This window comes from Haloimpatiens lingqiaonensis (assembly GCF_901447495.1).
Classification (GTDB): domain Bacteria; phylum Bacillota; class Clostridia; order Clostridiales; family Clostridiaceae; genus Haloimpatiens; species Haloimpatiens lingqiaonensis.
Genome location: NZ_CABDWS010000072.1, coordinates 1 through 14,803, shown reverse-complemented (window position 1 = coordinate 14,803; position 14,803 = coordinate 1). Strand labels below are relative to the sequence as shown.

Annotated in this window: 9 protein-coding genes; 7 read left to right on the top strand and 2 right to left on the bottom strand. The window is 30.9% G+C overall.

Translation table 11 applies throughout. From position 1 onward, the window contains the following. The first annotated feature begins 194 nt into the window (after positions 1 to 194). From FGK85_RS12315 to FGK85_RS12300, 4 genes are all read left to right on the top strand, one after another. Positions 195 to 2,252: a methyl-accepting chemotaxis protein gene (locus FGK85_RS12315; RefSeq protein WP_138207070.1), complete on the top strand. Its 2,058-nt coding sequence runs from the start codon at positions 195 to 197 to the stop codon at positions 2,250 to 2,252. 344 nt (positions 2,253 to 2,596) lie between these two features. Further along, positions 2,597 to 3,064, top strand: coding sequence for a C-GCAxxG-C-C family protein (locus FGK85_RS12310; protein WP_138207068.1), 468 nt, complete (start codon positions 2,597 to 2,599; stop codon positions 3,062 to 3,064). 9 nt (positions 3,065 to 3,073) lie between these two features. Continuing rightward, the gene (locus FGK85_RS12305) at positions 3,074 to 4,201 is read left to right on the top strand and encodes a sodium/glutamate symporter (protein WP_138207065.1); all 1,128 of its coding nucleotides are present in this window, start codon (positions 3,074 to 3,076) and stop codon (positions 4,199 to 4,201) included. Positions 4,202 to 4,711: 510 nt separating this feature from the next. Then, positions 4,712 to 6,073 carry a transglutaminase-like domain-containing protein gene (locus tag FGK85_RS12300; RefSeq protein WP_138207062.1) on the top strand — a complete coding sequence of 454 codons (1,362 nt, stop codon included), beginning with the start codon at positions 4,712 to 4,714 and terminating at the stop codon, positions 6,071 to 6,073. Between the two features lie 1,469 nt (positions 6,074 to 7,542). Here the strand turns inward: FGK85_RS12300 and feoB are convergent. After that, on the bottom strand, positions 7,543 to 9,654 hold the full coding sequence (feoB, locus tag FGK85_RS12295; protein ID WP_138207060.1) for a ferrous iron transport protein B: 2,112 nt from the start codon (positions 9,652 to 9,654) through the stop codon (positions 7,543 to 7,545). Between the two features lie 211 nt (positions 9,655 to 9,865). Beyond that, positions 9,866 to 10,087, bottom strand: a complete 222-nt coding sequence (locus tag FGK85_RS12290) for a FeoA family protein (RefSeq protein WP_243122874.1) — start codon at positions 10,085 to 10,087, stop codon at positions 9,866 to 9,868. Positions 10,088 to 10,537: 450 nt separating this feature from the next. Between FGK85_RS12290 and FGK85_RS12285 the strand changes: the two genes are divergently transcribed. The 3 genes from FGK85_RS12285 to FGK85_RS12275 all read left to right on the top strand — a co-directional run. Further along, positions 10,538 to 10,990 carry a metal-dependent transcriptional regulator gene (locus tag FGK85_RS12285; RefSeq protein ID WP_138207055.1) on the top strand — a complete coding sequence of 151 codons (453 nt, stop codon included), beginning with the start codon at positions 10,538 to 10,540 and terminating at the stop codon, positions 10,988 to 10,990. Positions 10,991 to 11,396: 406 nt separating this feature from the next. Further along, on the top strand, positions 11,397 to 13,970 hold the full coding sequence (locus FGK85_RS12280; RefSeq protein ID WP_138207053.1) for a cation-translocating P-type ATPase: 2,574 nt from the start codon (positions 11,397 to 11,399) through the stop codon (positions 13,968 to 13,970). Between the two features lie 458 nt (positions 13,971 to 14,428). After that, a partial coding sequence (locus tag FGK85_RS12275) for a hypothetical protein (RefSeq protein WP_341472485.1) occupies positions 14,429 to 14,803 on the top strand: 375 nt, incomplete at its 3' end.

Below are 14,803 nucleotides of genomic sequence, written 5' to 3'. Positions count from 1 at the left end.
GATTCCTGAAAATATGAAAATTAAAGATAAAAAATAAATTAATCCTAGTAAAGCATATTCTTGCCTTACTAGGATATTTTAATACTATTCTTGGAATTATTAAAGGTGCTAAAACTTTGACGCTTACAAAATTACGATATTATTATAGATTAATAAAAAAATGTAATATATAATCTAATTTTGGGAGGGAAGAAATGAGTAAAAAAGGAATATTAGGAAAGGTACTGTCTATTGTTTTACCTTTAGTTATAGTATCCATGTCTGTGATAACTATTGTTAGCTACGAAAGTAGTAAAAAAATAATAAATGCACAAATAAAAGAAAGCATGGAAAATAACTTAAACAGTAAGATAGAGGGTACTGAAAAAACTTTACTTAAGCATGCTAAGGTTCCTGAAATGTTGGCTAAGACTGTAGAGATTTCACACAAAGTATATAAAAAAGGTGACTATGAGGAATTATTAAAGAAGGCTGCGGATTCAAATAAAGAAACTTTGGGCAGCGGGGTATGGTTTGAACCCTATAAATTTGACGATAAATTAAAAAGCTTTGGTCCTTATGCATATAAGGAAAATGGTCAAGCGGTATATACTGATGATTACAATAATGATACCTATGATTACTTTAATCAACAATGGTATAAAGATGCTTTGAATAATTCAAAAGGGGTAGCATGGTCTAAAGCATATTATGATGATGTAAGTAAAATTACAATGGTTACTACTTCAGCACAGTTTTTAGGTGAGGATAAAAAGCCTCTAGGGGTAACTACTTCTGACATAGATATAAGTACTATTCAAAATATGGTTGAAAACATGAAAATAGGGAATACTGGAAGGGCACTTCTTATAGATAGCAGTGGAACATATATTGCGGATGTAGATAAGAGCAAAATACTAAAAGTTAAAATTCAAGAAGAAAAAAATACTAGTTTAGCTGAAGCAGGTAAGAATATGTTATCATCTAAAAATGGTGAAGGACATTTTGAAAAGGATGGTGAAAAGTACAGAATATATTACAAAACTGTTCCAACTACTAACTGGGTAATAGGAATATATATGGCAGAAAGCGAACTTTATGCGCCTGTAAGAGGGCTTCTTGTTAGATCTACCATAATAAATGCTATTGCAGTAATATTACTTGTGCTATTTATATATTTAGCTGTAAGTAAAATTGTAAAACCTATAAAAAAAGCAGTGAGTCATTTAGATGTAATTTCTAATGGTGATTTAACCATGGATGTGCCAGAGGAATTTTTAAATCTTAAGGATGAAATAGGACAAATAGCTAATGCTCTTTCTAAAATGCAAATTTCTTTAAGAGAATTGATTTTAGGGGTAAAAAATGCTGCGGAAAATATAAGCAATGAATCAGAAAGCTTATCAAATATATCAGAAGGCATGTCAGCGGCATCTAATAATGTTTCTGTGGCTATACAAGATGTGGCTCAAGGAACAGGCAATCAAGCAGAGGATTTAATAAAAATAACAGGCACCCTTAGTGACTTTGAACACCTGCTTAGCAATACTATTGAGGCTATAGAAGACATAAATAATATTTCAAAGGAAATAAATTTTTTAGCAAAAGATAGTAATGATGCAATGCAGGAATATGTTGGTATAACGGAGAAATTTGAAAAATCATTTGGAGAATTATCAGAGTATATAGCTGGTTTTTCTAAGAATGTAAAGGACATAAATGAAATAACAAATCTTATAAATAATATATCTGACCAAACAAATCTCCTAGCGTTAAATGCTGCTATAGAAGCTGCAAGAGCAGGGGAAAAAGGCAGAGGCTTTGCGGTGGTAGCAGAAGAAATAAGAAAGCTTGCAGAGCAAAGCAAGAATTCAGCTGGAGAAATAAACTCTAGGGTAGAAGACATACTTAAAAAGACAGACACAGTTTCAAAGATGACATCTAATATGGATAAAGACATAGAAACTCAAGTAGATATATTAAACAAGACAATAAAGTCCTTTAAAAATATAATGGGTGGAATAGAAGAAGTTATGCCTAAAATACAGGGTGTAAATGATATGACCGGTGAAGTAAATAATAAAAAAGATGAAATTCTTCAAAAGGTAGAAGGTGTATCTTCTGTGGCAGAAGAGGTTTCTGCCTCCTCAGAAGAAATAGCCGCAGCAGCAGAGGAGATGAATGCATCTTCAGAAGAGGTGTCCGCTACTGCTAATGTATTAAATAGCATGACAAAGGATATGGTGAATTCAGTAAATAAATTTAAACTATAGATAAAAGTCATTAAATTAGTGTATATACTTGTCCTGTTGTTTATATAAATAAAACTATTGCAGATATAAGTACCAGCTCAATGTAATGTACCTCAAAGGTTAGTTTTGTTTAATCTTTGAGGTCATTGTATTGTTGGTATTTTTTTATAATTTTTTGCACGTGAAATTCTAATTTTAGCCCTAATAAATAGATGTAAAGTTAGCTGAAAGTGGTAAATAGGTATTAAGCAATAGGTATAGAAATTTAAAATAGAAAACTTAATATGTATTTAAATTTTCTATTTGTATAGGAGATGAAATTTCAGTAAAATAAGCATGAATAATATACACAGGAGGGGTATTTTATGGATAACAAGGAATTTTTAGAAAAGGTAAGAAAAACAGCAGAAGGATATTTTGACAGAGGAGAGTTTTTCTGTTCAGAGGCAGTAGTTAAAACTATTAATGATCTATTAGACAAGCCTTATGAAGAAACCGTTACGAAATTAGCTTCAGGTTTTCCAGTAGGCGTTGGAAAATCAGGATGTCTTTGTGGAGCTGTCAGTGGTGGTGTAATGGCATTAGGAATGGTTTATGGTAGAGTGCATGGGGATAAAATGAATGAAAAAATGTTTCCAGTAGCAGCTTCATTACACGATCATATTAAAAAACTATATGGAAGTACCTGTTGCAGAGTTATGACTAGAAATTTTGAATTTGCTTCACCAGAGAGAAAATGTCACTGTGTAAAAATAACTGGAGAAGTTGCAGCCTTTGTAGCAGAGAAGTTTTTAGAAGATGAACAAATATCTAAAACTATAAAGAAGGACTAGGTGATTAAAATGGAATTTAACTGGATTCAGACTTTAACTTTTCTTGTAGCTTTTTTAATCATAGGGTATGGAATTAAGAAAAGGGTGCCTGTATTTAGTAAGTATTATATTCCAGCTCCCTTAATAGGGGGATTACTATTTGCTTTAATTATTATGTTTATAAGTAAATCTTATACTATTAAATTTACATACAGTTTTTTACCTGTTTTTGTGGCAGGGTTCTTTGCTTCTATTGGAATGAGGTTTGATTTAACCACTATATTAAAAAAGGGAATAAAGGCTCAAATGTTGTATTTTGTAATTACAATTATTATAGCATTTTCTCAGAATATAGTAGCAGTGTTTATTGGAAATTTATTTGGAAAATCCTCCGCAGAAAGCCTGATGATTGGATCTATTAGTTTAATGGGGGATCATACTTTAGTAAAGACAGCTCCAAATTATTTAAAATTGGGCAAAGAATATTTACCTCAAATACAGGGCATATCAATACTTACATTGTATATAGCTACTATTGTAGGAGTAGTTTTATTTTATAAAATGAAGTCAAAGGTAGATATGTCTAAGACAGTAAAAATACCTGCCCCTAGCCTAAATCCCGTAGAATTTTTAAAATATATGTTTTTATTTTTAATATGTGTAACTTTAGGTTTATTGCCGACTCAATTAGGAATAGGTAACTACATAAATCCTGCAGGAGGCGGATTTATTGCGGGGGTTTTAATTAGACAATTTATAGATGTTACTAAGATTTCAAAAGTTGAGGTGCCGCCGGTAAATATTTTAGGAAACTTCTGCCTTTCAATATTATTGGTTACAAACTTTGCTATGTTTAATTTAACTTTAATAAAGAATGTTTCAGTATTTAGTTTAGTGGTGCTTTTGATTCAATTTATAATTTTAATTTTATTTGTTTATTACGTAGTTTTTCGTATGTATAAAAAAGATGTATTAGCACTTTATGCTTCTGTAGGCTTAATAGGATTTAGTTTAGGTATGCCAGCTAGCACCATGTCATCAATTCAGGCTTTCACTGAAAAGGATGGGGCAGTTCCATTGGCATTATTTACAGTTCCACCAGTAGGAGCATGGCTTATTACAGTAGTTAATCCATTTATAATAAATTTATTTCTATAAGAAATTTCAACCGTTGGTATAAAAAATAAACAAAGAGATTATGAATAAAAAATTATAAATAAAAAAATTATAAGTAAAAAAATATGATATTATTATTGTAAGTAAAACATTAAGAAAAGGTATATAAAACAAAAAATATACAAATATGTACATAGTGATATATAGATTATATTACTAAAAACAGAAGCTGTGTATGAAATAAATTTTCACATACATGGCTTCTGTTTTGTATTATTTACAATATATTATTTGTAATATAAAATTTTTATAACTATTTTTAAATTTGTTAAAGGAAATCGTTTATATATATAGAAGATTTAATGATATAAGGTGCATTCGAATAAATAATAAGTCAGTATATTAGTCTATTTTTCATCATACTATGTCAACAGAACCTGCTCATAGTATTGGAAACTGATATCTTGTATGACAAAAAATATACCAGTGCCTTTGACTTGTTATTTCCTTTTATGTACCTAAATTAAAATATGCGGATGAAGGGTGGTAAGTATGGATATTTTAAAATCTTTAGTGGTGGATTTACCAGAAGACGTGAAGAAATATGTTATGTATGGGGACTTTACTAGAGCAAATGAGTTGATAGATATATATGAAAAGAGAAATATATCTGATTTATTAAGGAAGAGACTAGGGTATGAAAGGCACGTTATGAATATTATAAAGGAAGAATATATATATTCTTCTGAAGAAGCTTTAAAAATGTGCTGTGAAAAAATAAAAGACTTTTCTAGGGAAGAACTAGAGGATTTAAAGGATGAAAGATTTGCGGATTGGGTATATATAGATGGTAAAGTTATGTTTCATAAGAGATTTTTAAATACTATTTTAGCCGTTTGTCCTAAAATGGCTTCTAGAATAATAGAAGAAAATAAAGACGAAAATGCTAAAAAAAAGCAGCAGCTACTAGACAATGTGGTAAATGAAATAATAGAAAAAGGATATAAGAGTTACTTCATACATGTTAAAACAGGAATAAAGCTCAACAAGGAAGTTGTGAGAAAAGGTGAAAAAATAAGAGTTCACTTACCTATTCCTAAGCCTTGTAAACAGATAAAAAATATTAAAATAATATCTACTAATCCAAGTGGTGGATTTATAGCGCCAGAGGATTGTGACCAAAGAACAGTGTATTTTGAAAAAGATGTAGAGGGTGAAGAAGAATTTACTGTAGAATATTCCTATGAAAATTCTATGGAATACAACAATTTAGATGCTTCTAACCTTTCTCAAAAACAACCAGATTTTTATACAGATGAATTGCCACCACATATAGTGTTTACACCTTTTTTAAGGGATTTAGCAAATAAAATAGTGGGTGATGAGACAAACCCTATAATAAAAGCTAGAAAAATATATGACTATATAACTACAAATGTTCAGTATTCTTATGTAAGACCTTATGCAGGCATTGTTAATATACCAGAATATGCAGCCTATAATTTAAAAGGCGATTGTGGTGTACAGGCACTTTTATTTATAACTTTGTGCAGAATATGTAAAATCCCTGCAAGATGGCAATCAGGCCTTTATGTAAATCCTTATTTTATAGGCTGCCATGACTGGGCTCAGTTCTACATAGAACCTTATGGATGGGTTTTTGCAGACTTATCCTTTGGGGGAAGTGCCCATAGAAAAGGAAACACCAAGAGATGGAATTTCTATTTTGGAAATTTAGATCCTTTCAGAATGGTTGCCAACTCAGATTTCCAAGGAGATTTTATGCCAAGCAAGAACTTCTTTAGAGTAGATCCTTACGACAATCAAGTGGGAGAAGCGGAATATTTGGACAGGGGACTTTCTGCTAAGGAGTTTAGGAGCATAATGAAGATAGTAGATATACATGAAATATAGGAAAATTGTGATGGGGGCAAAATTAGTGTGCTAGAGTGCCAGTGGGCTAGAGGGCCAAAATTAGTGGACTAGTTGGCTAGAGGGCTAGTGGGCCAAAATTAGAGGGCTAGTGAAGGATAATTTTTTTTCATTGCATTACGAAAAATTTTAGAATGTAAGAAAGATAGCTAACACAATTTCACAACGTGAAATTGTGTTAGCTATCTTTTGGGCTTAAATTAAATCTTTTATTGGCGATAGCCAGGCTAAATATCAAATATTAAATATCAATTAATGTGGATTTTCTTCATTTTATTCAGAAAATCTTTAAGATAGAAAAAAAGAAGGGGCTCATAATATTTTTAGGCGGAGCCTTTCGAAAAGTTGTGGGATACTTATTAAAATAAAATAGTAATTAAAATTTGATTCATTTTGCCGTAAGGCAATTGTTTGTATAAATCTTAATTTGTAGGAGAGAAAAGGTAAGAAGTAGGTAAGAGTTAAAAAGTAAGAAGTAATAGTTAAGGATAAAACTCAAGGAGTTTTTTATAATTAATTTGTGAATAAGTAAAAAGTAATAGTTGTGGTGAAAATTCAGCTTTGCTGAATTTTTTTAATAAACTTTACTTAAAAGGCTGATAAACCCGCAGACTGATAGGTAGCAAAAATAATTATACTTTCACTTAACCCATAAAACCTTAATAAATAATTTCAAAATGCATTTTTATTTTAAGTTTTAACTAAAAGTAGATTATCCCAACCACTTTGTATAATAAGTATTTTATTATAAATCAGCGGGCTACGCCAAAAAAACTTTTTAAGTGCTCGATTTGTATTTTTTTACCTATTGGCTTATTTTATTATTACATTTATTTAATTAAAGATTTTCCGTAACGCAGTGGAGGAAAATCTTCATTCACTATTACTTCTTACTTAATTCTCAATTGCCACTTCTTACTTCCTCCATAAATTATAATTTAAGAAATTCCATAGGAATTTCAACATTAATTGATATTTGATATTTAATATTTAATATTCTCGCTGGCTGCCGCCAATAAAAGATTTTTTAAGCCCTTAAAAAGAAAAGGTATAACCACTTCATTTAATGAATCAATTATACCTTTTCACACTATTCCATTGTTAATATTCAATTAAAGATTTTCCGTAACGTAGTGGAGAAAAATCCTCCTTTAGTAGGCTGTCTCCCCTACAAAGTAAGTACCCTGTAACTGAAAAATCTGCTTTTAATGGAGTGATAAATGTGAAATTTAGGACTATTGAACTAGCCTTAGAACTTCTTTATTTGTCCATTTAAAGCACCGTTAAGAAGTTTTCATTGCCTGAGCGAGGAACGAGTGAGTTTGAAAACTTTAGGGGCTTTAAATGGCCAAATATTAGAAGTTCTTGGCGTATTGTTCAAGTCCAAAATTTCACATTTATCACGGAATTAAAGGCAGATTTTTCCTATAGTACTTACTTCACAATATATGCTAAGTGAATAATTTATAGATTCCTGTAGTTATCATACACACCACTATAGAAATGCACGTTGGAATTAAAGCTGAAGCCAAGGTCCACTTTGAACTGCCGGTTTCTTTTTTGATGGTCATTAAAGTGGTGGCACATGGCCAGTGTAAAAGACTAAATAACATTACATTTATAGCTGTAAGGTAGGTCCAGCCATTGTTTAATAAAATTTGTCTTAAGGATTCTATGCTTTCGAAATCTATCATAGAACCGGTGGAGAGATAGCACATAAGAAGTATAGGCAATACTATTTCATTAGCAGGGAGGCCTAATATAAAAGCCATAAGTATGAAGCCATCTAAACCCATAAGTTTTGCAAAGGGGTCAAAAAAGGCAGCTAAATGATTTAGAATACTTAAGTCACCTATATATACATTACCTAGTATCCATGTAAGTGCACCAGCAGGAGCGGCAACTAAAATAGCCCTCATTAGAACAAATATGGTTCTGTCTATTAGGGATGTATATAATATTCTTCCTACTTGAGGTTTTCTGTAAGGAGGAAGTTCAAGTGTAAAACTGGAAGGAACTCCTTTTAATAAGGTTTTTGAAAGAGCATAAGATACAAGCAAAGTAACTATGACACCAATTATAACCATGAGAGTTACAAAAATAGCAGGAATTATTTTCCCAGTGGATTTCACCGCTGCTGCAAAGAAAACTGAAGAAATAGCGATTAGTGTTGGAAATCTTCCATTGCAGGGCACAAAATTATTAGTTATTATAGCTATTAGTCTTTCACGGGGAGATTCTATAATTCTGCATCCTACAACTCCAGCAGCGTTACAGCCTAAACCCATACACATGGTTAGGCATTGTTTTCCATGGGCGCAGGCTTTTTTAAATAGGTGATCTAGATTGAATGCAACTCTTGGTAAATAACCAAGGTCTTCAAGCAGTGTGAATAAAGGAAAAAATATGGCCATAGGCGGAAGCATTACAGAAATTACCCAGGCTAACGTTTTATAGAGGCCTAATACTAGAATGCCGTGAAGCCATGCAGGGGCATTAATTTTATTAAACCAATTTGTTAGCACATTTTCAAAGCTAAAAAGAGCTTTGGCAAGAAGTTGTGAGGGTACATTGGCACCTTCAATGGTAATCCAAAAGATCAATGCTAATATTAAGAGCATAATTGGTATACCAAATTTCTTTGAGGTTATTATATCATCGATTTTTGCATCCTTAGAAAATTTCTTGTTATCCTGCTTCACATATTGATTTTTTATATATTCAGCGTATTTATAGTTTTCTTCTGTTATATATTCTCTAATTTTTTCTTTGTCTATGTTTGAAGTAATTTTTTTAGAGTCTATAATGAGTTTTTCTAAAGTATCTTTATCTATATATTGGCTCATAGAATTAAAAAAGCTTGTATCACCATCAATAAGTCTAAGGGATAACCATCTGGAATTGATAAAGGGTACGTTTTCTTCGCATATAGGTTTTAAGTTTTCAACTAAATCTTCTATAGACGTCGTATAGCTAATTCTTTTTTTATTAGGATTTACACCATCTTTTAACAAAACACATAAGGTTTCTTTTAAATCCTCTATACCCTCATTATTTCTAGCAGCAGTTAGAACTACAGGTACTCCCAGCTCATTTTCTATTCTCTTAGCATCTATTTTTATGTTTTTCTTTTTTGCCTCGTCTATTAAGTTTATGCACAAGATCACATTATCTGTAAGTTCCATTACTTGAAATACTAAATTTAAGTTTCTTTCAAGGCAGGTGGCATCCACAACCACAACCACTGCATCAGGTTCTCCAAAACATATAAAATCTCTAGCGATTGTTTCTTCTACAGAGGATGCAAATAATGAGTAGGTGCCAGGTAAATCCACAAGTATAAAATCTTTTTCTTTATATGAAAATTCTCCTCTAGCATTGGTTACGGTTTTTCCTGGCCAGTTGCCAGTATGTTGATGTAGTCCTGTTAAAGAGTTAAAAACAGTGCTTTTTCCTGTGTTTGGATTGCCAGCTAGGGCAACTATATATTTATTATCCGCTCTTTCTACTTTAAACATATCTTTCATAGAATTTTTACCGGTAGATTGAAAAGTAAGACCCATACAAAAACTCCTTTTTACATTGATAATAAATAAAAGATTTTTATTGTGAAAAGTATATTTGATATTAATTTAAAAATTTCATTGTAAGAAGTAAATTGAATATTAATTTAAAAATTTCATTGTAAAAAGTATTTTGACATTAATAAAAAAATTTAGCATGTAAATTTCAGAATATAGACTTTATAAGGCATATTTTGTTACAATGATTAGTTTATTTTACACATACAAGAGAAGCTTCTTCTTTTCTTAAAGCTATCATAGCACCACGTATATCATATACAGTAAGATTATCTGCAGGACCTTTTCTTATGACTTTTACTAAGGCACCATTAGTCAAACCAAGAGCCAACATTCGTTCTCGTATAAGCCCTTTAGAACATAAGCATTTTACTTCAGCTACACAACCTTCTGAAACATTACAAAGTGCGTTCATTATTATTACCTCCATTTATATAAAGATAGTGTAAAGTTTAAGGAAACCATAAAGGGTTGCGTCAGTGGTGGTTAATTTAATCAAGTCTAATTAAGTTAACCGAAACTAACTTTTACAATATATATTATGGAATGGCATTTAAAGGTGTTACAAAATATAGTATATAAATAAAATCATATCATTAAGGAATTATTTTGCTGTTGAGATTGTTTAAAGTTAGGATTTAGAATTTATAACTGGTAAGTTATAAAAAATAAATTTAAAGGTGTAGCCAATCAGTTAGAAGGGATAAGTAGTAAGTTGCAAATAATAAGTTGAAAATCACCATGAATGATATTTAATATGTGAATTTTGATATTTAGTATTTGAACTTTGATATTTTTATATGTAGTTATATGTTTTGGAGTTCTATCATAGGATTAAGTGATACCTTTAAAAGGAAGTGATTAAATGGCTAAAGAGGAGTTTTTTACTTTTAGGCAGTATATGCAAAAGGAAGGCAATGCATTAACGGCTTCTGCGGAGGATTATTTAGAGATGGTGTACAGATTGTCCTTTGGGAATGGTTATACGAGAATTGGGGATTTGGCAGAGGCACTAAATGTTCAGCCTCCATCTGTAACAAAAATGATTCAAAAGCTTGCGGAAATTGATTTAGTTAAATATGAAAAATACGGAATAGTGGTTTTAAGTGATAAAGGGAAAACCATAGGAAAATTTTTATTAGATAGACATAATACTATTGAGAGATTTTTAAACTTATTACAGGTTTCAGAAGTTTTAGATGAAACGGAAAAAATAGAACATACCATAGATGATGAAACTCTTTTAGGGATAAAAAAGTTAGTTAAATTTTTTGAAGACAATGAGGAAATAAAAACAAAATTTATATCTGAATTTTAAAGTTACATTCTAGGGGTTGCCCCATTAAAGAATTTACATACGATATAGTGTTCTAAAGATTTAAATCTAGCACAATATATCGTAGTATTTATTTTTAGTGCGACAGCTCCTATTTTTGTTTATCAGAAAACTTTTAAAAATAAATTCTTCATAATTTTTAAGTTTAAGATATTTTACGCAATTGTATATGAACTTAAATATATAAATAATCATTGCGAATGGTAATAAATAACATTTAATATAGAGTCTTAATATCAATTGAGAACAGTTATAGGTGCGTTTAAGCTTGAAACATATTAATATTAGTGATATATTAAAAATAATATTATTATCAATTGAAACAAAACTGATAGTAATGCATATAATATTTATATATAAATTATTAAATTAAGAGTGAGGTATAAAAATGGAAGGAAACACTATTAAAGGTTTAAATTCTACAGAAGTTAAAAATCTTCAAGAAGAATATGGGTTAAATGAACTTGTAAAAGAAGAGAAAAGTAACGCTATAAAAAAATTTTTTGGTGTATTTAAAGAGCCTATGTTTTTATTACTAGTAGGTACAGCTATATTGTATTTGCTATTAGGAGATGCACAGGAAGCTTGCATAATGTTGGTGTTTGTAGTGTTTGTAGCTTCCATAACCTTTGTACAGGAATGGAAGACAGAAAAAACTTTAAACGCACTAAAGGAATTAACAACCCCAGAAGTTACAGTACTTCGTGATGGGGAGAAGAGGACTATAAAAAGCTTTGAGCTTGTACCAGGTGACATAGTGTATTTAAAAGAGGGGGAAAGGATACCTGCAGACTGCGATGTTTTGGAAGTATCTAATTTTTCCGTAGATGAATCTGTTTTAACTGGTGAAGCAGAGCCAGTTTTTAAAGTGGTTAAGGAAGAGGGCTTGAAAAATGATTCTTCTGAATACTGGAGAAAAGATAGAGTTTATGCAGGTACTTTAAGTATATTTGGTACATGTACTGCTAGAGTTGTAAATACAGGGTTTAAATCTGAGTACGGGAAGATAAGTAAGGCAGTTAGTGAGGCCAAAGAAGAGTTATCCCCACTTCAAAAGAAAACACAGTATTTAGTAAAGTCACTTGCTATAGCTGGATTTTGCTTATGCTTATTGGTTATAGGACTAACGTATTTATATAATCACAATATTATACAGAGCATTCTTTCAGGTATAACTTTGGCCATGGCAATAATCCCTGAAGAATTTCCTGTGGTTTTAACTGTATTTTTATCATTAGGAGCCTTTAGATTGGCTAAAAATAATACTCTTATGAGAAAAATTTCTGCAGTGGAGACTTTGGGAGCTGCTACAGTTTTAGCTGTAGATAAAACGGGAACCATAACTAAAAACTCCATGGAAGTTAAGAAGGTACTTTATAAAAACAATATAATTAATATAGAAGAACTAAATGATAGAGAACTTAGTAATTTAATGATAAAATCCTGCGAAGAAAATCCATATGATCCTATGGAAAAAGCTATCGTTAATAGTGCAAAAGAGTGTATAAATAGCATGAAAGATTCGGTTAGAAATACAAAAGAATATATTGGAGATATGGCAAGAACTACAAATGGTGAGGATTATGACTATCATATAGAAATAGTCAACAAAATACCTTTTGATCCTAAAACAAAAAGAATGGCTAATATATATAAAGAAGATGAAGATAACTTCTATGTAGCAGCTAAGGGATCACCAGAGAAAATATTATCTTTGTGCAATCTTAGTAGGGAAGAGGAAGAAAAAGTAGAAAAGTATGTAGATGAAATGGCTGAAAAAGGCTTAAGGGTACTAGCTTTTGCAGATGGACACAGTGTAGAAATTAAAGACAATTTAGAAGAATACACGTTAGAGTTTAAAGGTTTAGTAGGACTTCAGGATCCTCCAAAAGAAGGAGTAAAAGAGGCCATAAATTTATGTAGAGAAGCGGGCATTAGAGTAATAATGATAACAGGGGATTATAGCAAAACAGCTATGGCTATAGGAAATGAAATAGGACTTTCATTCAATAATTGTGCTATAACTGGAGAAGCAATAGATAGAATGACAGATGATGAATTGTGTGAAGCGGTAAAGGGATGCGATGTGTTTTCACGTGTAGTTCCAGAGCATAAAATGAGAATAGTAAAGGCTTTAAAGAAAAATGGAGACATTGTAGCCATGACAGGAGACGGTGTAAATGACGCACCAGCACTTAAGAGTGCAGACATTGGAGTTGCCATGGGTAAAAGAGGAACAGACGTAGCTAAAGAAGCAGCCCATATGATATTAATGGATGACAATTTTACAACTATAGTTAAGTCAGTTAAAGATGGAAGAAGAATTTATGATAATATAAGAAAAGCTATGGTTTATATAATGATAATTCACATTCCAATTGTTGCATTAGCATTATTTTCACCTGTTTTTAATTTACCTCAAGTGCTTTTGCCTGTACACATAGTACTTTTAGAGCTTATAATTGACCCTACTTGTTCATTGGTATTTGAAGGGGAAGAGGCAGAACGAGATATAATGCAAAAACCGCCAAGATCTCCAAAAGAGCCATTAGTTACACGTGGTATGCTGTCAAAGGTTCTGTCCCAAGGAATAATAATGTTTTTAGCAGCATTTCTTCCATTTCACTACTTAGTAGATAGTGGAATTCCAGTAGATGCAGCTAGAAGTTTCTCATTAATTACGTTAGTAATGTCTAATGTAATTATGGTTTTAGTAAACAGATCTAACACTGAATATTTGATTCACATATTTAAAGAAAAACAAAACACAGCAAGATTAGTAGTAAATGCTCTTGCTTTAGTTATGGTTTTAGGTATAGTCTATGTTCCGGTATTTCATACTATATTTAAGACTAGAAGCTTAAACTTTAATATGCTCCTATTATCTTGTCTAACAGGAATATTAGCAGGTATATGGTGGGAAGTAGTAAAATTTATAAAAAATAAAAAGGCAGAAAAGTAATTTGAGATAAAAATTAAACTACCTTTTGTATAAGTGTAAGTTATTAAAACTTTTTATAATTCAGCTCGTAAAACCTTGTGGTTGTGGATGTAAGGGCTTTAAGTTAGGGAAGTTTGATACTTCCCTAACTTCACATTATAATAATTTTGATTTTTAATGTATCTTTGAATTGATTCAGCACTATAGTTAAAATAGAGCATTTGAAAAGCCATTGTCAATTAGAGCTTTATACAAACCATTGCCCACTAGAACTTGATACAAACAACGTTATCAGAAGTTTAGCACTTAAAAATTTTTGGGGCGTGAGCCCGCTGATTTATAATGAATGATTGAGGGTTAGGTTAAAAACCATAAATTCTGATTTTTGCTGGAAATTTTAGAGAAAAAATTTGCATAATAAAAGCATCCTTTTTATAATAGTTTTGACAAGAAACCAACTTAAAAAGGATGCTGATAAAATGAGTAAAAGTTATTTAAAACAATTACTTACTTATATTAATAAGGTATACGATATAGGTGAAAAAATCAATAACTTAAAAGATAAAAGAATAAAATCTCCAGTAAAAATTTCAACAATTACCTTCGTGGTGTTATTTGGATTTATGCTTCAGATAAGAAGTTTCAATAGATTAGAACATTGGCTTAAAAAAGGCAAGTTTAAAAAAGTAATACCTAAAAAAACTAAAATGCCACGCATTGATGCCGTTAGGCGCTCCTTAAGTGATTTTGATTTAGATGGATTAAAAGAAATTCATAAACATATAATAAAAACCATTGTAAAAAATAAAGTATTTAGAAATGGTACTATAGATAAATTAAAAGTAGTTGCCATA